This is a genomic window from Paraburkholderia kururiensis JCM 10599 = LMG 19447, assembly GCF_003986935.1.
GTDB classification, from domain to species: Bacteria; Pseudomonadota; Gammaproteobacteria; order Burkholderiales; family Burkholderiaceae; genus Paraburkholderia; species Paraburkholderia kururiensis.
Genome location: NZ_RJZE01000019.1, coordinates 52,692 through 77,248 on the forward strand (window position 1 = coordinate 52,692; position 24,557 = coordinate 77,248).

Here is a 24,557-nt window from a genome sequence, read left to right on the forward strand (position 1 = left end):
CGTTGGGGCGGTTCGCACGGGGCCGCGGGGCTGGCGCGGTCCTGGAGGCGGGCCTTCCGGGTTGCTTTAAGGTTGCGTGTGACTTGCTTCTGGCTGGTAAACGGTCAGTGTAATTATCGGCCAGGGGCGTCGATCGATGATATCCGACGGGCACCCATTGTGCAACGCAACAACAGTCGGACAATATAGGGGTAATCCTTCATCGTGCGGTCACTGCGACGTGCTGGCGTCGCTGAACGCACTCTCGCTGGCCAGGCCGCTTTGCTTGCCGTTGTGCGCCGGCTGGCCTGTCGCGGTGGCCATTTCCTGCTCGTGGCGCATCAGGTTCAAGCCGGTGTGAACGAGCGCGACATGCGAGAACGCCTGCGGGAAATTCCCTACCAGCCGGCCGGCCTCCGGATCGTATTCCTCGGCGAGCAGGCCGACGTCGTTGGCAAGCCCGATCAGGCGCTCGTACATGTCGTGCGCCTCCTGAACCCGGCCCTGCAGCGCGAGGTTATCGACCATCCAGAAGCTGCAGGCGAGGAACGTGCCTTCGCCGGGCGGCAGGCCGTCGTCGACGTCGGTGGTGCGGTAGCGCATCACGAAGCCGTCGCGCATCAGATGCTTTTCTATCGCGGCAACCGTGCCCGCCACGCGAGGGTCTTTCGGCGGCAGAAAGCCGAGGAGCGGCAGCAGCAGGGCGCTCGCGTCGAGATCGTCGCCGCCATAGACCTGGGTGAACGCGTTGATGCGCGGGTTCCAGCCGTGCTCGCAGACCGACGCGTGAATTTTTGCGCGCATGGCATGCCAGTGTTCGAGCGGCGCCGGCAGCCCGAACGATTCGGCCGATTTGATCGCCCGGTCGTACGCGACCCACGCCATGACCTTCGAGAACGTGAAGTGCTGCCGTCCGCCGCGCGTTTCCCAGATGCCCTCATCCGGCTGCTCCCAGATGGTTTCCAGGTGTTCGAGCATCGTGCACTGGATAGACCACGCGGTCTCATCGGCCTGCAGCCCGCCCACGCGCGCGAGATGCAGGGCGTTCATCACTTCCCCGTAGACGTCGAGCTGCAACTGGCCGACCGCGTTGTTGCCGACGCGCACGGGCTTTGCACCTTCGTAGCCGGGCAGCCATTCGATCTCCGACTCCGGCAGCCGGCGCTCGCCCGCAATGCCGTACATGATCTGCAACTGCTGCGGCGAGCCCGCCATCACGCGGCCCAGCCAGCTACGCCATGCGCGCGCCTCGTCGTAGTAGCCGCCACGCATGAGGGCGAGCAGCGTGATGGTGGCATCGCGCAGCCAACAGTAGCGGTAGTCCCAGTTGCGGGTACCGCCCAGTTGCTCGGGCAGCGACGTGGTGGGCGCCGCGACGACGCCGCCCGTGGGTTCGTACGCCAGTGCCTTGAGCGTGAGCATCGAGCGGCGGATGGGCGCGGCCCAGCGACCTGTCACCGTGCTGCGCGACGACCACTCGGCCCAGAAGTTTTCCGTGCGGGCGAGCGCCGAGTGCGGATCGCGTGGCGGCGGAAGACGCAGATGCGACTGTGCGTACGCGAGGGAGAACGGCACGCGTTCTCCCTCGGACACCGTGAAGTCCGCCACGGTGTGCATGTTCTCGCCGCGGAGTTCCACGGGCGTGCGCAGCACCACGGTATCGGGGCCGACAATTGCCTTGATGCCGCTTTCGTAGACCAGCCGGCTGACCCACGGCACCGAGAAGCCGTAGTCGAAGCGCAGCGCAAGCCGCATGTGCATGGGCACCCTGCCGCGCCGGCCTACCACGATGCGCACGAGTTCGGACCAGCCGTTGCCGGGCGGCATGAAGTCGATCAGCGTGACGGCGCCTTCGGGCGTCTCGAAGTCGGTTTCGAGAATCAACGTTTCGCTGCCTGCCTTGCCCCGATAGCGGCGTGTGATCTTCACGTCACCTTCCACCGCGGGCGCGATCTGCCAGTGGCCATGATCCTGCGTGCCGAGCAGCGCGGCGAAGCACGCGGCGGAATCGAAGCGGGGCCAGCAGAGCCAGTCGACGGAACCGGAGCGCGAGACCAGTGCGGCGGTATGGCCGTCGCCGATGAGTGCGTAGTCTTCAATGAGTGCGGGCATGGTCGGCAGGTAAGAAATGCGCTCGATGTACGCGCGATGCAGCGAGGTACGACTGATGTTACCGGGAGACCGGCTGCGGGCAGCCGCGGCCGGTCTCAATGAGGCGTGACTCGTCATTTACCCGGTATCTGGACATTTGGCGCTAGCGTTTGACATTTTCACTGCTTACAATCCCTCAGCGGGCGACAGCGAGAGGTTCGAGGAACGACGCCAATATGCCCGCCGCTCTCTCTGTTGTGTCACCTCTTCATCGCAGCGCGCCGCGCACTCGTTGCAGTACCTGTGCCGGTCCCTTTCGCCTCGTCGCTTTGAGCCCCACGCGACGTTTTCGAGGATAGAAGCCATGCTGTCGAAATCCGATTGCATCACGATTCTTTCCGCTGCAAGCGAACTTGCCGACGACTCCCTGCTGTCACTGGACCCGAGCCGCCTGGGGCTGACCCGCAACGGGATGGAAACGGCTGCGGCGTTCCTGATCGAGCGAGGCTGCTTCAAACGTTACCGCGACGGCGACGGCCATTATGCCGTGGGCGGTTTGTCGCTGCAGGGCAAGCTGCGCCTCGACCAGCTTGCGAACGGCTGACGGATCAACTGACTGAACTGCTGACTGCGCCTGACGTGCGCGGACACGACTGACACGGCTCATTGTCAGTCCGCAGCCGGCTACGAAACAATCATCCGGATGGCTGATGCGAGACCGGCACGCGACGCCGTTGCCGGCGGCATGTGCCGGGCACCTGCATTCAGAGATGCGACGACCCCATGCCGAAGATCCCGATGAGTCCGATGATGATGAGGTAGAGCGCCACGATGTAGTTCAGGAGGCGCGGCATGATGAGGATGAGAATGCCCGCGATCAGCGAAACGATGGGGCCCAGGCTCAGCGTGACATTCATGCAGACTCCCTCCCGGCGATAAGTTGGCGGACAGCGTCTGGCGGCGAGCGCCGGCGTGCACGGCGCAGCGCCTGCGCAATCCGGCGTGACCTTCTATACTTCGCCCAATAACCACAACGTGTCCAAGGCGCCTCGCAAACACATCTGGCCAACATTCCGTTAGCCGATTTGCCGATGTCTTTCCTTGCAGGCACGAGCGCACACTATATCCGCATCATTGCCGCTTGCGCTAACGGCCGCGCTGTAGACCAACCCGGCGACACCGTCAGAATCCAACAATCCGATGTCAAGGAGGTCCACATGCATCGTAGTGCCCGCGCCGCATCCGGCGTGCCCGCATCATCGAAAGCGTTCGTTGCCCAGCCGTACCGGTTCTCCCGTTCCTTTATCACGCTCATCAAGGGACTTGCCATCATGGCTTCCATTGCCACGACGCATGCACTCGCAGAAGAGTCGGCCGCCGTTCCCGCCGACGGCGTCTACGACCTGCTGATCGGCACCTATACCGGGCCAAAGAGCGAGGGCCTCTACGTCTACCGCTTCGATACGAAGACGGGCGACGCGACACGCGTTTCGGTGGCGAAGACGGTGAACCCCTCGTACCTCGTGGTGAGCCGCGACCGGCACTACGTCTATGCCGTGAACGAATTGCCCGGCGACAACGGGCCGGCCTCGCAGCGCGGCGGCATCAGCGCCTTTCGCTTCGATGCCGCGAGCGGCCAGTTGACCTTCCTGAACCGCGTCTCGTCGGAGGGCAACGACCCGTGCTATCTGAGCTTCTCGCCGGATGGGCGCTATCTGCTCACCGCGAACTACTCGGTGGCGGCGGACCCCGGCGGCAGCTTCGCCGTGTTCCCGATCCAGCCGGACGGCCAGCTGGGCAGCTCCGTGCTCACCGTGCATCATGAAGGCGGTGGTCCGGTGAAGGGTCGCCAGGACAACGCGCACGTGCACTCCACCGTGTTCTCGCCGGACGGCAAGTACCTGTTCGTTCAGGACCTCGGCGCGGACAAGATCTACGCTTACCACTACACGCCCGACGGCAGCCGCGGTCTTTTGAGCCCGACGCAGACGCGCTACATCCCCATGAAGGCAGGCAGCGGCCCGCGTCATCTGGTGTTCGGCACCGACGGCCGCTACGCGTATCTGACGAGCGAACTCGCGGCCACCGTGACGGTGCTTCGCCATGAGGACGGCAAGCTCGCGCCCGTGCAGACGCTGCCGCTCGCAGCGCCCGGTTTCAAGGGCAAGCAGGGCGCGGCGGCGATCCACCTGTCGCCCGATGGACGCTTTCTCTATGCGTCCAATCGCGGCGACGCGAACGAGATCGTGATCTTCGCCGTCGATGCGGCCAACGGCCATCTGAAAGAGGTGGGGCGGCAGTCCAGCCTCGGCCAGGCGCCCCGCGAATTCACGATCGACCCGACCGGGCACTGGCTCATCGTCGGCAACCAGAACAGCGATACGGCGTACGTGTTCCGCCGCGATCCACAGACCGGCCTGCTTGGGTCCGATCCGAAGCGCATCGACGTGGGTTCGCCGGTCGACTTCAAGCTGGTGTCGCCGTCGTGAGCGGGTGGCGGCGCATGTGAGGCAATGGTGTGCGGGCGCGCGCCTCGCGCGGCGCCCGCGGAGGGAAGGCCGCCGAGGTAGGGATCGGCGCAATCGGCAGGATGGAACGCGCGATGGGAGCGAAGCAGGCAAGCAGAACGTTCGGCGCGGCAGCGGGGCTGGCAACGCTTGCGCTGCTTTCGCCGCTCGCCGCGAACGAGGCGCACGCGAGCTGTCCGTCTTCGTCGGCGCTTCTCGAGGCCGCATGCAATCGTGCGGCGCGCGTGGCCGAAGAGGGTACGTGGGATCTCTATCTCACGGGCTATGGCTGGCACATCGACGGCTATAGCGCCGACGACCGCCGCCATCTCAACGCGCAGTCGTGGGGCGGCGGCGCGGGCAAGCACTTCACGGACACGAACGGCAACGAAGACATCCTGTTCGCGCTCGTCTTCATGGATTCGCACAACAACCCCGAACCCATCGCCGGCTGGGCGCGCCAGTGGTACACGTCGCCCGTGCTGGGCGGTCTTTCCGTTGGCGGCGGGTACTTTGCGGGCTTCACCGCGCGCAGCGACATCCTGCATTACCTGCCGGTGCCGCTCGCGCTGCCGGTGGCGTCCATCCGCTATGCGAAGGCGTCGGTGATGGGCGCCTTCATTCCGCGCATTCCGGGCGTGAGCAAGGGCGACGTCGCGTTCTTCTGGGCGCGCTACGAGTTTTGACTGCCTTGTGCCAACTGCTCGCTCAGGCGATGCGTCATTCCGCGGGCCCGGGCGCGAGCACTTCGCGGCTGCCGTTGACCCCCATCGGCGAGACGAGCCCGGCGGTTTCCATCTGCTCGACGAGCCGCGCCGCGCGGTTGTAGCCGATGCGCAACTGACGCTGCACCGACGAGATCGACGCACGCCGCGTACGCACCACGAAGGCGACCGCTTCGTCGTAGAGCGGGTCGGCTTCGGCGTCCGGCGCGTCGCCGAAGAGGTCTTGCTGGCCGCCTTCCGATGCCGGGCCGTCGAGAATGCCTTCCTCGTACTCCGGCTCGCCGAACTGCTTCAGGTATTCGACGACACAATGCACTTCCTCGTCGGCCACGAACGCGCCGTGCACGCGCTGCGGATAGCCGGTGCCCGGCGGCAGGAACAGCATGTCGCCCTGGCCCAACAGCGATTCGGCGCCCATCTGGTCGAGAATCGTGCGCGAGTCGATCTTCGACGACACCTGGAACGCGACGCGCGTGGGAATGTTGGCCTTGATAAGACCCGTGATGACGTCCACCGAGGGCCGCTGCGTGGCGAGAATCAGATGGATGCCCGCCGCGCGTGCCTTCTGCGCGAGCCGCGCGATGAGTTCTTCGATCTTCTTGCCCGCCACCATCATGAGGTCGGCGAGTTCGTCGATCACCACGACGATGAGCGGCAGCGGCGAGAGCGGCTCGGGTGCTTCGGGCGTGAGCGAGAACGGGTTGCCGATCTTCTTGCCCTTCGCGTCCGCGTCGCGAATCTTCTGATTGAAGCCCGCGAGATTGCGCACGCCCACGGCCGACATCAGCTTGTAGCGCTTCTCCATCTCGCCCACGCACCAGTTGAGCGCGTTGGCCGCGAGCTTCATGTCGGTGACCACGGGCGCGAGCAGATGCGGAATGCCCTCGTAGACCGAAAGCTCCAGCATCTTGGGGTCGATCATGATGAGCCGCACTTCCTCGGGCGTTGCCTTGTAGAGCAGCGAGAGGATCATCGCGTTGATGGCGACCGACTTGCCCGAGCCCGTCGTGCCGGCCACGAGCATGTGCGGCGCCTTGGCGAGATCGGCGACGACGGGGTGTCCCGTGATGTCCTTGCCCATCGCGATGGTGAGCTTCGAATGCGAGTGCTGATACAGGCTCGATTCGAGAATCTCGGAGAGGCGAATCATCTGGCGGCGCGCGTTGGGCAACTCCAGGCCCATGCATGTCTTGCCCGGAATGGTTTCCACCACGCGAATCGACGTGAGACCGAGGCCGCGTGAAAGATCCTTCATGAGACCGACGATCTGGCTGCCGCGCACACCTAGCGCGGGCTCCACTTCGAAGCGCGTGATGACGGGCCCGGCCGACGCGCCCACCACGCTCACCGGCACCTTGAATTCCTGCAGACGCTGTTCGATCAACTGGCCGGTTTGCGCGAGTTGGGCGTCGGATACGGGCTCGATGCTCGCATCGGCGGGCTCGAGCAGATCGAGCCCGGGCAGTTCGACCCGCGAGGCCGACGGCGCGCGGAATTCGAAGGTGGCGTGCGCGTGGCCGCGCAGCGGCGAACGGGTGGCAGAGGTGGCAGAGGCGGCAGATTCCGGTGTGGCGGCGGGGTCGCTCGTGGTTGCGGCTTGTGCCGTGGTGTTCCCTGACGCGGTGAGCGTGGCGGCGCTTTCCAAGGCAGGGCGGGTCACCGGAGCGAGCGTCGTGATGTCAGGCGCAGCGGGATGGCCCGGCGACGGCGCGGTCTGCCCGACCGGCGGCGTGACTTCGACGACGGTCGCGGCGGGCGCAGCCAGGGCAGCGGCAGGCGGCGCAAGGTCCAGGGCGACGGTACTGGCCGGCGCCCCGACCGCTTCGTGATGCCGTTCCGGTTCGGGCTCGGCGAACGAGAATGCCGGACGCACCGGTGCCGACGGCATGTCCTGCCAGGGCGCGAGCGCTGGCTCGGCGGCGACGTTGCCGTGAGCGATAGCGGGGCCGGGAAAGCGCACAACGTTGGACGAGACGGAGAGCGGCAACGACGCGGCCGAGACAGCCTCGTCCCCGGCCGATGCACTCGCCGAGACGCCGAGGGCCGGCGGGGCCTCGGCCGACGGCGATTGGGCGACGTCATTAGCGAGCACCGCAAGCGGGTTCGTCGTCGTGTCGGATGCGGGCGTGGCCGGCACCGGCGTCACGAGCGGCTGCGGCGCGGCGGCTGTGAGCGAGCGTTCCGTTGCGGCGGTAGTCGCCATGAGTTGGCCGGATGCGGCGGGCGCAAGCGGCGAGGGAACGGCTTGCTCCGCGACTGCATCGGTCGAGTCCATTGCAGTCGGCGCATCCATTGCACTCGACACATCTGCTAGCCGCGAACGTTGCTCCGCTTGCCCTTCGCTCTGCGGCTGCGGGGTTGCGTGGCCCGTGCCGTCGCCATTCACCGCTTCCACGTTCCCGCGACGCGCGAGACTCGCGCCGGCGAGCGAAGTCCATCGCGCGGTGTTCTCTTCGATGCTGCGCAGCGTTTCCTGCACCGTGGAGGAGAGCGGCTGCCGCTCGGATTCGTCGATGCGCGCGGGGCGCGAGTAAGCCGGCGCGGGCGTGCGGCCAGGGCGCGTGGGCGTGCCGATGGAAGGCGCGCTGGCGTGGGTAGTCGTGGGCATTGCGGTGTCGTGCGCGCCAGCCACCCAAACGGGTTGCGCTGACGACTCACCGGACGACGGAGACGCCGGGTCCGAAGCGGAACCCAACGCCGATGCAGACGCCGTGTCCAGACCCACGTCCGATGCAACAGCGCCTGTTGCCGCCACGCCGCTCGTGCTCGCTGCTTCACCTTGCGGCGCGACCGAAGACGACTGCCAGGGCCGCGTCCCAGGATGCTTCGCGTCCTGAATGGCCGGTCCTGGTGTGGCGGCGGTCGTCGGTTCGCGCCGCACCGGCCCATACGGCGGAATGCCGCGTGCGGCAAGCAGTTTCGAGGTGGCCGCCGTGGCACCCAGCGCGCTGCCCGCGCGTGGCGCCACCGACCCCGGCGTCGACATGACGGGGTTGTTCGCGAAGCCGCTCGCCGCCGCGCTTTGACTTGGGTTTGCGCTCACGCGCGACGTGGCGGACCGTGTTTCCGCGACGGTGGGATCGACAGTAGGGCGACGCGCAGGGGACACGTGACCCGGCGCTGTCTGTTCGCGCAACCGCCCGGCACTAGCAGGTGCAGACGGCGGAACTCGCGGCGGAACAGACGGCAAAGCGGGTGACGAGGCGAGCGAAGAAGCGGGTGAAGAAGCGGGCGACGAAACAGACGGCGAAGCGGACGCAGACAACGGGGCGCCCGGTACCCGAGACGCCGTCGCGCCTACCGCCCGCGCCGCAGGTGCAGCAGATACCGCAGATGCGGCAGTCGAAACCGCTGCCCCCGCAGCCGTGACGGTCTGCCGGGCGGGAGTCGGAATACCGCGCTCCATCGCAGCAGCGGACGGTGTGGCAACGGCGCCGGCCGTCACCGCCCCTGCAGACCCCGCGCCGCTCGCGGTCGAGGCTGCCGTCGCCGCACGTCCCGTCGAGGCCGGTCGCCAGACCGTGGGTCGCGCGTAGCGGCCGGTGCTGCGCGGCGCCATCGTGTTGACGGCGGGCGCGGTGTGCGAGGTGAGCGGTTCGTCAGGCTCGGCGCGTCGCATCCGTGGCTCTGCGCCGCGGCCTTCTCGCGTTCGTGGCTCACGCGGTTTGCGCGGTGCCCGGCTACCACCGAGGCCCAGTCCGAAAGCTGCGTCGGCCCAGGCAAACGCGTCGCGCCAGCGAAAGTCCAGCAGCCAAGGCAGGCTCGCGAGGAACAGCACCGCCATCGCAACCGGCGTGCCGATGTGGCCCAGCAGCTTTCCGAAAGCTCCGGCGAGGCCCTGGCCCAGCGCATCACTGCCCGCGATGCCGACAAGCGCCGCGTCGAGCGTCATGCTCGCAACCAGCACGCCCATGAAGCCGAGCCACAGTCGAATCGTTCCGGGTCCGCGCAGCCCGGCGCCGCCCGGCAGCACGGATTTCGCAAGACGCCAGAAAAGAGGGAGAAACCACAGGGCCGATGCGCCGAACCAGCCGAAAACCGTGTGCATGCCAGACATCAACGAATAAGGGGGAAACCAACTTGCCGAGTTTAACCGCTGAAGCCGGACGCTTCTGAGACAACCCGCGGCGAATCGCCGAAGCGTTGCGCCGCGGCGGCGCGACCACTGATATCACTGATACCGCTGATACCGTTAATACCCGCGCGCCTTACTTTGCGCGTCGCGCGAAGGTCAGCGTGCTGCCGTCGTCGAGCACGAGCATGAGTTGTTGCGGGTCACGCATCTGTACGCCCGAACGGTCGATGTGCGAGAGGGCAGCGAGGTACTCGCCCTCGATTTGACCGCCAGGCGTTGCGCAGGCCATGCGTGTGCCGGCGAGCGGTCCGAAGCCGAGCTTGCCGTCCTTCAGCGTGTAGGTGCCCATGTAGCGGTTGCAGCCGGAAAAGCCGCTCGCGTGGCGCTGTCCGGTTGCCGTCGAAAGATCGAGCGTGATGGGCTTGGCGCCTTCGCCCTGCGGAATGTCGCGTGCCGTGCCGTCCGCGTTCTTCCAGTTCGCGAGTTCCCACTGGGTGTCGTCGAGCAGTTGCGTTGCCGCAGGGTTGAACGGATCGGGCGCAGGTGCGGATGCATCGGGATGTTTGGGCAACGCGCAGGCCGCGAGCGCGACGCACACGACAGCGGCGAGCGCCGCCCTGCGCGACACGGTGGCCTGAACGGCCAGGCGCGCAACGCTTCGCGCGCGGAACATGGGGACCATGAAGCTGTTCCTCTTCGAACGGACGAAGGTGTAAGAGTACCCTGGCGGCCTCGCGGCACGCGAGCCGCACCCGTGCCGGAGCAGCGCGGGCGCCGCGCCGGACGGGCCAGCGCCGTGCCGCGCGGCGGACCATCGCACGGGTTTCGTGCGGGGCGCGCATGTTAACATCGGTGGCACTTTCTTTCACATCCGCTTCACACTCTCTGGAGACTTCATGCAGATCGGTCAACGGATCGGCACGCCGCTTTCGGCAACGGCCACGCGCGTCATGCTGCTCGGCGCGGGCGAACTCGGCAAGGAAGTGATCATCGCGCTGCAGCGGCTCGGCGTGGAGGTGATCGCGGTCGACCGTTATCCCAACGCGCCTGGGCATCAGGTCGCGCACCGCGCGCACGTGATCGACATGACGGACCCACAGGCGCTGCGCGCACTGATCGAGCGGGAAAAGCCGCATCTCGTGGTGCCGGAAATCGAAGCCATTGCCACAGACGCGCTTGCCGCCGTCGAAGCCGACGGTCTCGCGGAAGTCATTCCCACCGCGCGCGCCACCCAGCTCACCATGAACCGCGAGGGCATCCGGCGCCTTGCCGCCGAGGAACTCGGCCTGCCCACGTCGCCGTACGCCTTCGCCGACTCGCTCGAAGAACTGCGCGCCGGCATCGCGAAGGTCGGCTACCCGTGCGTCGTGAAGCCGGTGATGTCGTCGTCGGGCAAGGGGCAGTCGGTGCTGAGGAGCGACGCCGACGTGGAACCGGCCTGGCAGTACGCGCTGGCGGGCGGGCGCGTGAACCGGGGCCGGGTGATCGTCGAAGGCTTCATCGACTTCGAGTACGAGATCACGCAACTGACCGTGCGCGCCGTGGACCCGGCGACGCAAACCGTCAGCACGTATTTCTGCGACCCGATCGGTCACGTCCAGGTGGCGGGCGACTACGTGGAATCGTGGCAGCCGCAGCCGATGAGCGAAAAGGCGCTGGCGCGCTCGCGCGAGATCGCGCAGAAGGTGACGACCGCGCTCGGCGGCCGGGGCATCTTCGGTGTCGAGCTGTTCGTGCGCGGCGACGAGGTGTGGTTCTCCGAGGTGAGTCCGCGTCCGCACGACACGGGGCTCGTGACGCTCGCCTCGCAGCGCTTCTCGGAGTTCGAGCTGCATGCGCGGGCCATTCTTGGGCTGCCCGTGGATACGGCGCTGCGCGCGCCGGGCGCCTCGGCCGTGATCTACGGCGGGCTCGAAGAGCCGGGCATTGCGTTCGAGGGCGTTGCCGAGGCGCTTGCCGTGCCGGGCACGGACCTGCGCCTCTTCGGCAAACCCGAGAGCTTCGTGAAACGCCGTATGGGCGTGGCGCTGGCGACGGGCGCCGATATCGGCGAGGCGCTCGAACGCGCCAAAGAGGCTGCGGCGCGCGTGCGGCCGGTGTCGGGAGAGAGCAGTCAGTAAGCGGCTGCGCGCGGCGAACGAATGAGGCAGCAAGGCAGCCGTGCCCGCCAGGGCTGGGGACGAGGAGGGGAATCGATGAAGCAGGCATCCTGCAACGCCGGCGGCTATAGCCAACCAACTCGCCAACCAGCTCGCCAAATGACCCGCCGAACAGCTCCCCACGCGCCTCGCGTCCTGCGTTTTCTTCGCCTCGCCGGGCGCGCTGTGGCCTGTGCGGCGCTCGGCTTCGGGCTTGCGGCTGGGCTGGGTGGATGCGGACTCGCGGCGGCGCCGTGCCGCATCGCGTCCGCGGGTTTGAAAATCGTACCGGTGGTGGGGCATGCCGCAGCCGCGCCCACCGACGCATGCGCCGACGTCATCGATCCGTAACGATGGATGGCCACGGCATACAGGCGCCGCATTGGCGCGAGCGGGCGGAGAACGACATGAAGAAGAACCACAAGCCATCTGTAGCACGGGCCGCAGCGCTCGCGACCACGCTGGTGCTGACCGCCGCGAGCGGCAACGCCGTGGCCGGGCCGCTCAACATCGGCGAGATCCAGACCCAGGCACGTCATACGTTCCGCTACACCTGCTCGAGCGGGCGCACCTTCAAGGTCTCGTATCTGAGCGCGGCCAACGGACAAAGCTTCGCGGTTTTGCCGGTCAACGGCCGCGCCATGCTGTTCGTCAACACGCTCGCCGCTTCGGGCGCGAAGTACCAGGCCGACCGCTACACCTGGTGGACCAAGGGTCGGCGCGCCGATCTCTACGACGCCACGGCGGGCGAGAACGCGCCGCCCATACTCGCCGACTGCGTCACGATCCAGCGCTGACCTGCGCGGCCTCGAGGTTCGGCCTGGAGGTTTCGGCCGAGAGGTACCACCAGGCGGTAACGCCAGGAAGCCCACCCTGCCGCCCAACGCGCACCATTTCCCGCCCGGTAGTAATCTGTGACGCGCCGCGTGCCGATGCCAACCCGCATCGGCACGCGGCGCTGCACGGTTTTCTCCTTTTTCGATCGTCCGGTTGCGGACTCCCGGCGCGGGCATGGGCACGTGGACTGCTGCCTCCTGCGGGCGAACGCGCCGTCACTGACGCGAGACTCCCCATGAAAGCATCGGATCTGTTCGTCAAGGCACTGGAAGCAGAAGGCGTCGAGTACGTGTTCGGCATTCCCGGCGAGGAAAACCTCGACCTGCTCGAATCGCTGCGCCGCTCGAAAATCAGGCTCGTCGTGACGCGCCACGAGCAGGCGGCGGGCTTTATGGCGGCCACTTACGGGCGCCTCACCGGCCGCACGGGCGTGTGTCTCGCGACGCTCGGCCCCGGGGCCACGAACTTCGTGACCGCGGCCGCGTACGCCCAGCTGGGCGGCATGCCCATGCTGATGGTCACGGGCCAGAAGCCGATCAAGACCAGCAAGCAGGGGCATTTCCAGATCGTCGACGTGGTGCGCATGATGGAGCCGCTCACCAAATACACGCGGCAGATCGTTTCCATCGGCAACATCCCGGCGCTCGTGCGCGAAGCGTTCCGGCGCGCCGAGGAAGAGCGTCCGGGCGCCGTGCATCTCGAGCTGCCTGAAGACGTGGCCGACGAGGAAGGCGACGGCAAGCCCATTCCGAAGAGCTTCAGCCGCCGCCCGGTTGCCGAGGAAAAAGCGGTGACGCACGCGGTGAGCGCCATTGCGCAGGCGCGTCATCCGCTGCTGATGATCGGCGCGGGCGGCAACCGCAAGACCACGCGCAAGCAGTTGCGCGAGTTCGTCGACCAGATCGGCATTCCGTTTTTCACGACGCAGATGGGCAAGGGCGTGATCGACGAATCGCATCCGCTGTGGCTCGGCAACGCCACACTCTCGGACGGCGACTTCGTGCACCGCGCAATCGATCACGCCGACTGCATCATCAACGTCGGGCACGACGTGATCGAGAAGCCGCCGTTCTTCATGCGCAGCGTGGATGCGGGCGAGAAAACGGTGATCCACGTGAACTTCCTCGGCGCCGAAGTGGACCCGGTGTACTTCCCGCAGATCGAGGTGGTGGGCGACATTGCCAACACGCTGTGGCAGATGAAGGAGAACCTGAAGGCGCGGCTGGAACGCGGCGAGCCGCAGTGGGACTTCGCGCGCTTCGCCGAGATCAAGCAGCACTTCGAGGAACACCTCGTGCGCGGCCAGCACGACGAGCGCTTCCCGATGTACCCGGTGCGCGTGGTGCACGACGTCTACGAGACGATGCCGGTGGACGGCATCATCTGTCTCGACAACGGCATGTACAAGATCTGGTTTGCGCGCTACTACCGCGCGCACGAACCGAATTCGCTCCTGCTCGACAACGCGCTCGCTTCGATGGGCGCGGGGCTGCCTTCGGCCATCGCGACGAAGATCGTCCACCCCGAACGCAACGTGATGGCCGTGTGCGGCGACGGCGGCTTCATGATGAATTCGCAGGAACTCGAAACGGCGGTGCGGCTGAAGCTCGACCTCGTCGTGCTGATCCTGCGCGACGACGCGTTCGGGATGATCCGCTGGAAGCAGGAGAACATGAATTTCCCCGACTACGGCATGACGCTGCACAACCCCGATTTCGTCGAGTACGCGAAGAGCTACGGCGCGCTCGGCCATCGCATCGCATCCGCGGACGAACTCGCGCCGCTCGTGCGCGAGTGCTTTGCGGCGCCGGGCGTGCACGTAATCGACGTGCCGATCGACTACTCGGACAACGAGCGCGTGCTGAACCGCGAGATCAAGCGGCTGTCGGCACAGATCTAGGTGCAGATCAAGGCGTGGGGGCATCCCCACGCTGCTCCTTCAACCCAGGCGTCAAGGAGACATCGACCATGCTGAAACCGGCTTATCCGTATTACCTCGCCAACGAGGCGGTGGCGGCCAACACCGACCTCGAAGTCACCGACAAGTACAGCGGCGAAGTCGCCACGCGCGTCGCGCTTGCGGATGCGAAGGCGATCGACGCGGCTATCGGCGCCGCCGTCGCCGCGATGCCCGCGCTGCGCGCGTATGCGCCGTTCAAGCGCCAGGCGGTGCTCGAACATTGCGCGAAGCGTTTTCGCGAGCGCTTCGACGAACTCGCGATGGCGTTGTGCATTGAGGCCGGCAAGCCGATCAACGACTCACGCGGCGAAGTGACGCGGCTCATCGATACCTTCAAGGTGGCTGCCGAAGAGTCGGTGCGGATCGACGGCGAGATCGTGAATCTCGAAATCTCGCCGCGCGCGAAGGGCTACCGCGGCTACGTGAAGCGCGTGCCGATCGGTCCGTGCTCGTTCATTTCGCCGTTCAACTTTCCGCTGAATCTCGCCGCGCACAAGGTGGCGCCCGCGCTTGCCGCAGGCGTACCGTTCGTGCTCAAGCCCGCGAGCCGCACGCCGGTGGGCGCGCTCATCATCGGCGAAGTGCTGGCTGAAACAGACCTGCCGAAAGGCACGTTCTCGATCCTGCCCGCGCATCGCGATGGCGCGGACCTCTTCACGACCGACGAGCGCTTCCGCCTGCTCTCGTTCACGGGCTCGCCGGCGGTGGGCTGGGACCTCAAGCGCCGGGCGGGCAAGAAGAAGGTGATCCTGGAGTTGGGCGGCAACGCGGCGGCCATCGTGGACGCCGACCAGCGCGACAAGCTCGACTACGTGGTGGATCGGCTCGCCTTCGGCGCGTTCTACCAGTCCGGCCAGAGCTGCATCGGCGTGCAGCGCATCCTCGCGCACGATGCGATTTACGACGCGCTGCGCGAGAAGCTGATCGCGAAGACGAAGTCGCTCAAGATGGGCGACCCGAAGGACGAGCAGACCTTCGTCGGGCCGATGATCTCGGAATCCGAGGCGCGGCGCCTCGCGGGCTGGATGGACGCGGCCGTGAAGGGCGGCGCGAAGATCGTGGCGGGCGGCCGCGTGGACGGCGCGATGTTCGAGGCGACGCTGCTCGAGAACGTGGCGCGCGCAAGCGACCTCTACCGCAAGGAGGCGTTCGGGCCGGTCGCGATTCTGGAGCGCTTCCAGGACTTCGGCGAGGCGCTGGATACCGTGAACGACAGCGATTTCGGCCTGCAGGCCGGCGTGTTCACCGATTCGCTCGCCCATGCTCACCGCGCGTGGGACGCGCTCGAAGTGGGCGGCGTGGTGATCAACGACGTGCCGTCGTTTCGCGTCGACAACATGCCGTATGGCGGGGTGAAGGACTCGGGTCTGGGTCGAGAGGGTGTGCGCTATGCCATCGAAGACATGACCGAACTGCGGCTGATGGTGATGCGCGAGACGTGGTAAGGGCGGCGAGAGCGGTGAGCGCTGGAGAGGGCGGCAAGAGTATGGCAAGTGGGTGGCAAGCGCGCGGTGATTGCGGCATGGGCGCCGTCCGGGTCCACACGGGGCACCCCGAGCCGTAGGCGGACGGCTCGGCGCGACGACCGTGGGCCGGCGCCGCGCCCGCCGCCACAGCCGCCTCCCTTGGCCATCCGGCCAGGCGGTGGCACGCGCGCTGCGGTGCTACAATGTCGGCCTTTGAGCGTGCCTGCCGGGATCCCGGGGCCCCGGAGCCTCAGGCTCCGCAGAAAGGCCGCCGCCCGAAGCTTTCGGGCCACGCATGCGCGCTTCACATCCGATTCATGCCTGATTGGCCCGCGCGGGAATTTCGCGGCAGCGAACGGTTCCACCTTCATTCCGATGCTTCGAGCGGCTTCATGCCGCCACGTAGCGGCCGAGGCCCGAGCGGCCGCCGCGCGCCCAAAAGGGGCGCCTTTTTAGCGAAAGCCACCATGTCCGACACAGCTGTCCAGCCCAGCACCTCGACCTTCGACCAGTTCGGCCTTGCGCCCGACATCCTCAAGGCGATTGCCGACCAGGGCTACACGACACCCACGCCCATCCAGGTGCAGGCGATTCCGGTCGTGCTCGCCGGGCGGGACGTCATGGGCGCGGCGCAGACCGGCACCGGCAAGACCGCCAGCTTTTCGCTGCCCATCATCCAGCGGCTGCTGCCGTCGGCCAGCACGAGCGCGTCGCCGGCGCGCCATCCGGTGCGCGCGCTGATTCTCACGCCCACCCGCGAACTTGCCGACCAGGTGGCCGCCAACGTGCGCGCCTACGCCCAGCACACGCCGCTGCGCAGCGCCGTGGTGTTTGGCGGCGTGGACATGAATCCGCAGTCGGCCGAGCTGCGGCGCGGCGTGGAAATCCTGATCGCGACGCCCGGGCGCCTGCTCGACCACGTGCAGCAGAAGACCGCCAACCTGGGCCAGGTGCAGATGCTCGTGCTCGACGAAGCCGACCGCATGCTCGACATGGGCTTCCTGCCGGACCTGCAGCGCATCCTGAACCTGCTGCCGAAGGAGCGCCAGACGCTGCTCTTCTCCGCCACGTTCTCGCCCGAAATCAAGAAGTTGGCGGCCACTTACCTGCGCAACCCGCAGACCATCGAGGTGGCGCGCAGCAATTCGACGGCCACGAACGTCACGCAGATCGTCTACGAGGTCGCCGAGGGCGACAAGACGGGCGCGGTGGTCCAGCTGATCCGCGAGCGTGGCCTCAAGCAGGTGATCGTGTTCTGCAACAGCAAGATCGGCGCGAGCCGCCTTGCGCGCCAGTTGGAGCGCAGCGGCGTGGTGGCCACGGCCATTCACGGCGATCGCACGCAGAGCGAGCGCATGCAGGCGCTTGACGCCTTCAAGCGCGGCGAGATCGAAGCGCTCGTGGCCACGGACGTCGCGGCGCGGGGGCTCGACATCGCGGAACTGCCGGCCGTAATCAACTTCGACCTGCCGTTCAACGCCGAAGACTACGTGCACCGCATCGGCCGCACGGGCCGCGCGGGCGCGTCGGGCGATGCCCTGTCGCTGTGCAGCCCGAACGAGCGCAAGCAGCTGGCCGACATCGAAAAGCTCATCAAGCGGCCCATCGAGGTGCAGCGTCTGACCGTGGACGTGCCGGTTGCGCATCATGAGGAACGCGGCGGACGGCGCGAGCGCGATGGCCGCGGCGAACGGACGGGGCATCGGCGTACCGCGTCGTTCGACCGGCCTCACCATCGGCAGGCGGCGCCCGTCGATGACTTCTTCCTCAAGCCTTACGAGCCGCCGGCCTCTGCGAGCCAGCCCGAAGAGAAGCCGGCCCCGGCGCCGCAGAAGAGCGCGTCGAAGCAGCCGCTCGCCGCGCTGCTGGGCGGCTTCGGCATGGCGCGCAAGGGTTCTTCGTCCTGATCCTGAGATAGGGCAAAGCCGGATCACGTCGGCTCGCCCTGGTTTTTGCCGGCTTCATTCGTCGTGTGGTCCGGTCGTCACGCCGTTTACCAGCCACATGCTACCAGCCACATGCGGCGCGGCCGGCCCGAGAGCCGTCACGAGATCTTCATCAGCCGCGCCCACGCTGCCGTGGCGCCGGCCAGAAACGCCGCTGTCGATGCATAGCGCGTCTCGTCCAGATCCAGTCCCAGATGGTTTGCCGCCGCGTGCAGCGCGTCGAGCGGCCGGCTTGCGTCCAGCGCGGTGGCGCCGGTCTGCTTGCTGAGCTTTTCGCCTTCGTCGTTCGTGACGACCGGCACGTGCAGATACGCGGGCGTCGGCACGCCCAGGCACCGCTGCAGGTAGATCTGCCGCGCGGTGGAATCCAGCAGGTCGGCGCCGCGCACGATGTGCGTGATGCCTGCGTCGGCGTCGTCCACCACCACCGCGAGCTGATACGCCCATTGCCCGTCCGCGCGCAGCAGCACGAAGTCGCCGACTTCCGTCGCCAGATTCTGCGTTTGCAGCCCTTGCCAGCGGTCCACGAACGAGATCACGGCGGGGTCGTCCGCCATGTTTTTTTCATTCACCACGCTGGGTGCGCCGTCCGGCACACGCAGGCGCCACGCGCGCGGCGTCTTGCCGTGCAAACCTTGGCGGCAGGTGCCCGGGTAGATCAGCGTGGTGTGACGCGTATGGGTATGCAACTGCGAGTCGGCAATTTCCTTGCGCGTGCAGCCGCACGGGTAGACGAGTCCGGCTGCCTGCAACTGATCGAACGCCTGCTGGTAGCGCGCCGTGCGCTGGCTTTGCCAGACGGGCGGTTCGTCGGCGCGCATGCCGAATTGCGCGAGCGTGTCGAGGATGTCATCGGCCGCGCCCGGCACGGTGCGCGGCCCGTCCACGTCTTCGATGCGCACGAGCCAGGCGCCGCCGTGCGCACGCGCATCCGCCCAGCTCGCGAGTGCTGCCACGAGCGAGCCGAAGTGCAGCGGTCCGGTGGGCGACGGGGCGAAGCGGCCGCGGTAGGCCATGGTGCGGGCCGCTGTGGTGGGTTGTGGGCGGGTGCTCAACGCGCAGAAGGGGCTTGGCGGCTTAACGGACTCGACCGGCTAGACGGGCTCGGCTGGCTCGATAGGCTCGATAGGCTCAAGCAGCCTGCGAACGCTCACCGACAGTCGCCGCCGTGTGCGCCCCGGCTTGAGCGCCGCCGTTAGCACGCGCCGGATGGCATGCGGGACAGCTCTTGCCCGGCGTATAGAGCGGCGAGCGCTGATCCTCGGCGCTCACCACGGCGCGGCACGCGAAGCATTGCGCGATGTCGGCGGGCTTGAGCGCGGGGTCGAGCGCCGTGCGGTGGTCGAACACGAAGCAGGCGCCGTGATAGTGCGCGCCGCCCACTTCCTCGAAATACTTGAGGATGCCGCCTTCGAGCTGATAGACATGTTCGATGCCCGCTTCCTTCATGTGGATGGCCGCCTTCTCGCAGCGGATGCCGCCCGTGCAGAACGACACCACCGTCTTGCCTTCCAGGTCCGCGCGATGCGCCTCGATCACGGCGGGGAATTCGCTGAACTTCGCGATGCGGTAGTCGAGCGCGTCGTCGAACGTGCCCACGTCCACTTCGAACGCGTTGCGCGTGTCGAGCATCACGACCGGGCGGCCTTCGTCGTCGTGACCGCGGTCGAGCCATGCCTTCAACGTACGGGCGTCCACGGCGGGCGCGCGGCCCAGCTCGGGCTGGATCGCGGGCTTCTTCATCGTGATGATCTCGCGCTTGAGGCGCACGAGCATGCGGTTGAACGGCCGGTCCTCCGAGAAGCTTTCCTTGAACTGCAGGCTCGTGAACTTGCCTTCGAAGAGCGGGTCGTGGCGCAGGTAATCCATGAACGCGCGGGCGTTGTCGGGCGTGCCGGCGACGAACAGGTTGATGCCTTCGGGCGCGAGCAGGATGGTGCCGCGCAGGTCGAGCGCCTTGCAGCGTTCGAGCATGAGCGGGCGCCATTCGGCGGTCTTGTCGAGCGTGACGAAGTAGTAGGAAGCGAGATTCAGGATGGACATGGCGTTCTGCGATAAGACAGGCCTGCGCAGCGGTGCGGCGGCGAGGTTGCCGCGACGGCGTTACAGCTGCCGGACGCAAGCGGCGCGGGCGCAAACCGCTATTATCCCTCAACTGCGAAGGGGCTCTTCTGCATCGGCCTGGATGCCCCGGGAGCACCTCGTGAGGCCTGTCCGCCACGCAGCTTTTCGCCTCTCTCGCCGCCCCAAATTAGCCGAAGGCCGCAGGCGCCCGGTTGTACAATGTCGCGCATGTCAGATCCCCGCTTCGTTCACCTCCGCGTCCACTCGGAATTCTCGATTGCCGACGGCATCGTGCGCCTTGACGACATCGTCGCGGCGGCGGCCAAAGACGGTCAGGGCGCACTCGCGCTCACCGATCTCGGCAACGCCTTCGGTCTCGTTCGTTTCTACAAGGAAGCCCGCGGCAAAGGGGTCAAACCCATTGCCGGCTGCGACGTCTGGATCATGAATCCGGACGACCGCGACAAGCCTTCGCGTCTTTTGCTGCTCGTGAAGGACCGACGCGGTTACCTGAATCTCTGCGAGCTGCTCACGAAAGCGTGGCTCACGAACCAGTACCGCGGCCGCGCCGAAGTGGATGCGGCGTGGCTCGAAGGCGAGCTTGCCGAAGGGCTGCTTGCGCTGTCGGGCGCGCAGCACGGCGACATCGGTCTTGCGCTTGCCGCCGGCAACGACGAAGCGGCGAAGCGCCATGCCGAGCGTTGGGCCAAGGTCTTTCCGAACGGGTTCTACATCGAGTTGCAACGTGGCGGCCATCCCGGCGCGGAAGCCTATGTGCAACAGGCGGTGACGATCGCGGCGCAACTGAAGCTGCCGGTGGTTGCCACGCACGCCGTGCAGTTCATGACGCCCGACGACTTCACGGCACACGAGGCGCGCGTCTGTATTTCGGAAGGCGACATCCTCGCCAATCCGCGTCGCCCGAAACGCTTCACCACCGAGCAGTACTTCCGCACCCAGGACGAGATGGCGAAGCTCTTCGCCGACATTCCGTCCGCGCTCGCCAACACCGTTGAAATCGCGAAGCGCTGCAATCTCACGCTCGAACTCGGCAAGCCCAAGCTGCCGCTCTTTCCGACGCCGGATGGCCTCTCGCTCGACGACTACCTCGTGCAGCTCTCGAAAGAAGGGCTCGAGAAGCGCCTCGTGCAGCTCTATCCGAACGAGGCCGAGCGCGAGCAGGAACGCGAGCGCTACTACCAGCGCCTCGACTTCGAGTGCGGAACCATCATCAAGATGGGCTTTCCGGGCTACTTCCTGATCGTTGCGGACTTCATCAACTGGGCCAAGAACAACGGCGTGCCGGTGGGGCCGGGCCGCGGTTCGGGCGCGGGCTCGCTCGTCGCTTACGCGCTCGGTATTACCGACCTCGATCCGCTGCGCTACAACCTGCTGTTCGAACGCTTCCTGAATCCGGAACGCGTGTCGATGCCTGACTTCGACATCGACTTCTGTCAGCACGGCCGCGACCGCGTGATCCAGTACGTGAAGGAAAAGTACGGCGCGGACGCCGTCTCGCAGATCGCCACCTTCGGCACCATGGCGGCGAAGGCGGCGGTGCGCGACATCGGCCGCGTGCTCGACCTCGGCTACAACTTCACGGACGGCGTGGCGAAGCTCATTCCGTTCAAGCCCGGCAAGCACGTCACGATTGCCGACGCGATGAAGGAAGAGCCGCTGCTGCAGGAGCGCAACGACAACGAAGACGAAGTACGCCAGCTGCTCGAACTCGCGCAGCGCGTGGAAGGCTTGACGCGTAACGTCGGCATGCACGCGGGCGGCGTGCTGATTGCGCCCGGCAAGCTCACCGACTTCTGTCCGCTCTACACGCAGGGCGACGAAAGCGGCGTGGTGAGCCAGTACGACAAGGACGACGTGGAAGCCGTCGGCCTCGTGAAGTTCGACTTTCTGGGTCTCACGACGCTGACCATTCTCGACTGGGCGGAGCGCTACATTCGCCGGCTCGATCCGTCGAAGGAGAACTGGTCGCTCGCGCAGGTGCCGCTCGACGACCCGGCGTCGTTCTCGATCCTCAAAAAGGCCAACACGGTTGCCGTGTTCCAGCTGGAAAGCCGCGGCATGCAAGGCATGCTGAAAGACGCCCAGCCCGACCGCTTCGAAGACATCATCGCGCTCGTGGCGCTGTACCGTCCAGGCCCGATGGACCTGATCCCCAGCTTCTGCGCGCGCAAGCACGGCCGCGAGATGGTGGAGTACCCGGACCCGCGCGTCGAGCCCGTCCTGAAAGAGACCTACGGGATCATGGTCTATCAGGAGCAGGTGATGCAGATGGCGCAGATCATCGGCGGCTACTCGCTGGGCGGCGCCGACCTGCTGCGTCGCGCGATGGGCAAGAAGAAGCCCGAAGAGATGGCGCAGCACCGCGAAATCTTCGCCGAAGGTGCCGCGAAGAACGGCCTCTCGCGCGCGAAGTCCGACGAAATCTTCGACTTGATGGAGAAGTTCGCGGGCTACGGCTTCAACAAGTCGCACGCCGCGGCCTACGCGCTGCTCGCGTACTACACCGCTTGGCTGAAGGCGCACCATCCCGCCGAATTCATGGCGGCCAACATGTCGCTCGCGATGGACGACACGGACAAGGTCAAGATCCTGTTCGAAGACTGCATCGCCAACGGCATGACGGTGCTGCCGCCCGACGTCAACTGCTCGGCCTATCGCTTCGAGCCGGTGGGCGAGCCCGACGGCAAGCGCGCGAAGACCATCCGCTACGGCCTTGGCGCCATCAAGGGCAGCGGCCAGAACGCGATCGAGGAAATTCTGCGGGCGCGCGAAGACGGTCCCTTCACGGACCTGTTCGATTTTTGCGCGCGCGTGGATCGCCGTATCGTCAATCGCCGCACGGTGGAGGCCATGATCCGCGCCGGCGCGTTCGACGCGCTGCACGCCAATCGCGCGCAGCTCATCGCGTCGGTGCCGCTCGCCATGGAAGCGGCCGAGCAGGCCGCCGCGAATGCCTTGCAGGCCGGCCTCTTCGACATGGGCGACGCGCCCTCGCAAGGCCACGAACTCGTGGACGAGTCGGCGTGGCCCGAAAAGCGCAAGCTTCAGGAAGAGAAGGGCGCGCTGGGCTTCTATCTCTCGGGCCACCTCTTCGATGCCTACAAGGACGAGGTGCGCCGCTTCGTGCGGCTCAAGATCGGCGAACTGAAGGAGGGCCGCGACCGGCTGATTGCGGGCGTGATCGCGTCACTGCGCACGCAGATGACGCAGCGCGGCAAGATGCTGATCGCACTCGTGGACGACGGCACAGGCCAGTGCGAAGTGACCGTTTTCAACGAACAGTTCGAAGCGCACAAGCACCTGTTCAAGGAAGACGAACTGCTCGTCGTGCAGGGCCAGGCGCGCAACGACGCGTTCACGGGCGGCATCCGCTTCACGGCGGAGACGGTGATGGACCTCGAGCGCGCGCGCAGCCGCTATGCCCAGGCGGTGAAGGTACAGATGAACGGCAACGCTGACGCGCTTGCGCTGCGCCGCGTGCTGGAGGCGCATTGCGCCCGTGCCGACGAGGCGCAGGCCGCGGCTGCGCCGGCATCGGCGCCCGCGGGCAGGGGCGGCAACGGCGGGTATGGCCGCAATGGGGCGAACGGCGGGGGCTATGGAGGCAACGGTGGCGGTCACTCCCGCGCAGCGTCCGCGCCGATTCCCAACGGCCTCGCGGTGCAGATCGTCTATCGCAGCGACAACGCCGAAGGCGAAGTGCGCTTAGGCGACGCGTGGCGCGTGAAGCCCACCGACGAACTGCTCTCGGCGTTGCGCGGCGAGTTCGCGGGAAGCTCGATCGAAATCGTTTATTGAACGGACTTGCCGGCGTCCTGCGGGGCGGGCCGGCGGTCCGCTTCGTCCAGATGGGCGAGCTTGAGGAAGCGGTAGTAGACCGTTTCCGCATTGAAGACGGCGATCATGAAACCCGCGCGGCCGTCGAGGAACCCTCGCCGCAGAATCCAGGTACGCACGAAGGCCCACAGGCCGCGCGCCACCGCCTTGCCGAAGCTGCCGCGCTGCCCCGCTGCGTGCCGCTGGGCAGCGCCGGCGCTGGAGTAGGCGTCGAGCTTGCGCAGCACGCTCTCGAAGTCTTCGTACGAGTAGTGCAGTAGCCGGCCGTCGAGCCGTTGCGTCGGCCCCTCGAAGACGAGCCGCTCGTGTACGAGGTCGCCGGAAAAGCGCGCCGCGCCGCGCCGGAACAGGCGCGGAATCCAGTCCGGATACCAGCCGCTGTGGCGTACCCACTGGCCGCAGAAGCTCGACAGCCGGTCGATTTCGTAGACGTCCGCGCGCGGCTCCGCGATTGCGGCGTGTATGGAGGCGGCCAGTTGCGGCGAGACGATCTCGTCGGCGTCGATGGAAAGCACCCAGGTCGTGGCAAGCGCATCGAGCGCGCGGTTCTTCTGCGGGCCGAAGCCGGGCCAGTCGAGGTGCTCGATGACGCGGGCGCCGTGGGCGCGGGCGATCTCGAGCGTGGTATCGGTGCTGCCGCTGTCCACCACGACGATCTCGTCGGCGAAGGCCACGGAGGCAAGGCACTCGGCGAGCCGTGCGGCGGCATTGCGGGTGATGATGGCGACGCCGAGCGTAGGCGGGTTCATGCGTGAGTAGCGGGCGGTAGAGGTGAGTGGAGAAGGCGTCGGAAAAGCTCGCGAAAGTATACACAGCGCGCGCGGCCGAGCCGTCGGCACGGTTGAACCCTGATGCTGCAATGCGCACGAAACGCGCGCAAAACGCGAACAGAACGCGAACAGAACGCGTGC

General features: G+C 66.9%; 17 protein-coding genes. 10 read left to right on the plus strand and 7 right to left on the minus strand.

Annotation, left to right across the window (positions count from 1 at the left end):
- Positions 1-210: 210 nt before the first annotated feature.
- On the minus strand, positions 211-2,091 hold the full coding sequence (locus tag PKKP23_RS22305; RefSeq protein ID WP_126878469.1) for a glycoside hydrolase family 15 protein: 1,881 nt from the start codon (positions 2,089-2,091) through the stop codon (positions 211-213).
- 343 nt (positions 2,092-2,434) lie between these two features.
- Between PKKP23_RS22305 and PKKP23_RS22310 the strand changes: the two genes are divergently transcribed.
- On the plus strand, positions 2,435-2,674 hold the full coding sequence (locus PKKP23_RS22310; protein ID WP_017774334.1) for a hypothetical protein: 240 nt from the start codon (positions 2,435-2,437) through the stop codon (positions 2,672-2,674).
- A gap of 160 nt (positions 2,675-2,834) precedes the next feature.
- On the opposite strand, the gene PKKP23_RS22315 is transcribed toward PKKP23_RS22310, so the two are convergent.
- Positions 2,835-2,987: a DUF3096 domain-containing protein gene (locus tag PKKP23_RS22315; RefSeq protein ID WP_017774335.1), complete on the minus strand. Its 153-nt coding sequence runs from the start codon at positions 2,985-2,987 to the stop codon at positions 2,835-2,837.
- A gap of 300 nt (positions 2,988-3,287) precedes the next feature.
- On the opposite strand from PKKP23_RS22315, the gene PKKP23_RS22320 reads away from it, so the two are divergent.
- Together PKKP23_RS22320 and PKKP23_RS22325 are read left to right on the plus strand one after the other, a co-directional pair.
- Positions 3,288-4,559 carry a lactonase family protein gene (locus PKKP23_RS22320; RefSeq protein ID WP_240659100.1) on the plus strand — a complete coding sequence of 424 codons (1,272 nt, stop codon included), beginning with the start codon at positions 3,288-3,290 and terminating at the stop codon, positions 4,557-4,559.
- Positions 4,560-4,672: 113 nt separating this feature from the next.
- Positions 4,673-5,263 (plus strand): antimicrobial peptide resistance and lipid A acylation PagP, encoded by a 591-nt coding sequence (locus tag PKKP23_RS22325; protein WP_126878470.1) that lies wholly within the window; start codon positions 4,673-4,675, stop codon positions 5,261-5,263.
- A gap of 34 nt (positions 5,264-5,297) precedes the next feature.
- Here PKKP23_RS22325 and PKKP23_RS34615 read toward each other — a convergent pair whose 3' ends face one another.
- Positions 5,298-9,350, minus strand: coding sequence for an FtsK/SpoIIIE family DNA translocase (locus tag PKKP23_RS34615; protein ID WP_126878471.1), 4,053 nt, complete (start codon positions 9,348-9,350; stop codon positions 5,298-5,300).
- 160 nt (positions 9,351-9,510) lie between these two features.
- Complete coding sequence (locus PKKP23_RS22335; protein WP_126878472.1) at positions 9,511-10,059, minus strand: META domain-containing protein; 549 nt, start codon at positions 10,057-10,059, stop codon at positions 9,511-9,513.
- Positions 10,060-10,273: 214 nt separating this feature from the next.
- Here PKKP23_RS22335 and purT point away from each other — a divergent pair, with 214 nt between their 5' ends.
- The 6 genes from purT (at position 10,274) to PKKP23_RS22365 (ending at position 17,685) form a co-directional block, all read left to right on the plus strand.
- The gene (gene purT / locus PKKP23_RS22340; protein WP_126878473.1) at positions 10,274-11,497 is read left to right on the plus strand and encodes a formate-dependent phosphoribosylglycinamide formyltransferase; all 1,224 of its coding nucleotides are present in this window, start codon (positions 10,274-10,276) and stop codon (positions 11,495-11,497) included.
- 138 nt (positions 11,498-11,635) lie between these two features.
- Positions 11,636-11,866, plus strand: a complete 231-nt coding sequence (locus PKKP23_RS34185; RefSeq protein ID WP_126878474.1) for a DUF6726 family protein — start codon at positions 11,636-11,638, stop codon at positions 11,864-11,866.
- A 56-nt stretch (positions 11,867-11,922) separates the two neighbouring features.
- A complete protein-coding gene (locus tag PKKP23_RS22350; protein WP_033350838.1) occupies positions 11,923-12,312 on the plus strand; it encodes an MliC family protein in 390 nt (129 codons plus the stop codon).
- Between the two features lie 275 nt (positions 12,313-12,587).
- A complete protein-coding gene (locus PKKP23_RS22355; protein WP_126878475.1) occupies positions 12,588-14,252 on the plus strand; it encodes an acetolactate synthase large subunit in 1,665 nt (554 codons plus the stop codon).
- Between the two features lie 68 nt (positions 14,253-14,320).
- Positions 14,321-15,757, plus strand: a complete 1,437-nt coding sequence (locus PKKP23_RS22360; protein ID WP_126878476.1) for an aldehyde dehydrogenase family protein — start codon at positions 14,321-14,323, stop codon at positions 15,755-15,757.
- Positions 15,758-16,245: 488 nt separating this feature from the next.
- Positions 16,246-17,685: a DEAD/DEAH box helicase gene (locus PKKP23_RS22365; protein WP_017774345.1), complete on the plus strand. Its 1,440-nt coding sequence runs from the start codon at positions 16,246-16,248 to the stop codon at positions 17,683-17,685.
- Positions 17,686-17,822: 137 nt separating this feature from the next.
- Here PKKP23_RS22365 and gluQRS read toward each other — a convergent pair whose 3' ends face one another.
- Together gluQRS and PKKP23_RS22375 are read right to left on the minus strand one after the other, a co-directional pair.
- Positions 17,823-18,740 carry a tRNA glutamyl-Q(34) synthetase GluQRS gene (gene gluQRS / locus PKKP23_RS22370; RefSeq protein WP_126878477.1) on the minus strand — a complete coding sequence of 306 codons (918 nt, stop codon included), beginning with the start codon at positions 18,738-18,740 and terminating at the stop codon, positions 17,823-17,825.
- Between the two features lie 115 nt (positions 18,741-18,855).
- Positions 18,856-19,767 carry a sulfurtransferase gene (locus PKKP23_RS22375; protein ID WP_126878478.1) on the minus strand — a complete coding sequence of 304 codons (912 nt, stop codon included), beginning with the start codon at positions 19,765-19,767 and terminating at the stop codon, positions 18,856-18,858.
- Between the two features lie 240 nt (positions 19,768-20,007).
- Between PKKP23_RS22375 and dnaE the strand changes: the two genes are divergently transcribed.
- The gene (gene dnaE, locus PKKP23_RS22380) at positions 20,008-23,607 is read left to right on the plus strand and encodes a DNA polymerase III subunit alpha (RefSeq protein ID WP_126878479.1); all 3,600 of its coding nucleotides are present in this window, start codon (positions 20,008-20,010) and stop codon (positions 23,605-23,607) included.
- Here the strand turns inward: dnaE and PKKP23_RS22385 are convergent.
- On the minus strand, positions 23,601-24,395 hold the full coding sequence (locus PKKP23_RS22385; RefSeq protein WP_126878480.1) for a glycosyltransferase family 2 protein: 795 nt from the start codon (positions 24,393-24,395) through the stop codon (positions 23,601-23,603). The two genes, dnaE and PKKP23_RS22385, sit on opposite strands and share 7 nt — an antisense overlap.
- Positions 24,396-24,557: the final 162 nt, after the last annotated feature.

What these genes read in the sequence shown, in the direction of transcription:
- PKKP23_RS22305 (WP_126878469.1), bottom strand. Translation starts at nt 2,091, where the DNA reads ATGCCCGCACTCATTGAAGACTACGCACTCATCGGCGACGGCCATACC.
- PKKP23_RS22310 (WP_017774334.1), top strand. Translation starts at nt 2,435, where the DNA reads ATGCTGTCGAAATCCGATTGCATCACGATTCTTTCCGCTGCAAGCGAA.
- PKKP23_RS22315 (WP_017774335.1), bottom strand. Translation starts at nt 2,987, where the DNA reads ATGAATGTCACGCTGAGCCTGGGCCCCATCGTTTCGCTGATCGCGGGC.
- PKKP23_RS22320 (WP_240659100.1), top strand. Translation starts at nt 3,288, where the DNA reads ATGCATCGTAGTGCCCGCGCCGCATCCGGCGTGCCCGCATCATCGAAA.
- PKKP23_RS22325 (WP_126878470.1), top strand. Translation starts at nt 4,673, where the DNA reads ATGGGAGCGAAGCAGGCAAGCAGAACGTTCGGCGCGGCAGCGGGGCTG.
- PKKP23_RS34615 (WP_126878471.1), bottom strand. Translation starts at nt 9,350, where the DNA reads ATGCACACGGTTTTCGGCTGGTTCGGCGCATCGGCCCTGTGGTTTCTC.
- PKKP23_RS22335 (WP_126878472.1), bottom strand. Translation starts at nt 10,059, where the DNA reads ATGGTCCCCATGTTCCGCGCGCGAAGCGTTGCGCGCCTGGCCGTTCAG.
- purT (WP_126878473.1), top strand. Translation starts at nt 10,274, where the DNA reads ATGCAGATCGGTCAACGGATCGGCACGCCGCTTTCGGCAACGGCCACG.
- PKKP23_RS34185 (WP_126878474.1), top strand. Translation starts at nt 11,636, where the DNA reads ATGACCCGCCGAACAGCTCCCCACGCGCCTCGCGTCCTGCGTTTTCTT.
- PKKP23_RS22350 (WP_033350838.1), top strand. Translation starts at nt 11,923, where the DNA reads ATGAAGAAGAACCACAAGCCATCTGTAGCACGGGCCGCAGCGCTCGCG.
- PKKP23_RS22355 (WP_126878475.1), top strand. Translation starts at nt 12,588, where the DNA reads ATGAAAGCATCGGATCTGTTCGTCAAGGCACTGGAAGCAGAAGGCGTC.
- PKKP23_RS22360 (WP_126878476.1), top strand. Translation starts at nt 14,321, where the DNA reads ATGCTGAAACCGGCTTATCCGTATTACCTCGCCAACGAGGCGGTGGCG.
- PKKP23_RS22365 (WP_017774345.1), top strand. Translation starts at nt 16,246, where the DNA reads ATGTCCGACACAGCTGTCCAGCCCAGCACCTCGACCTTCGACCAGTTC.
- gluQRS (WP_126878477.1), bottom strand. Translation starts at nt 18,740, where the DNA reads ATGGCCTACCGCGGCCGCTTCGCCCCGTCGCCCACCGGACCGCTGCAC.
- PKKP23_RS22375 (WP_126878478.1), bottom strand. Translation starts at nt 19,767, where the DNA reads ATGTCCATCCTGAATCTCGCTTCCTACTACTTCGTCACGCTCGACAAG.
- dnaE (WP_126878479.1), top strand. Translation starts at nt 20,008, where the DNA reads ATGTCGCGCATGTCAGATCCCCGCTTCGTTCACCTCCGCGTCCACTCG.
- PKKP23_RS22385 (WP_126878480.1), bottom strand. Translation starts at nt 24,395, where the DNA reads ATGAACCCGCCTACGCTCGGCGTCGCCATCATCACCCGCAATGCCGCC.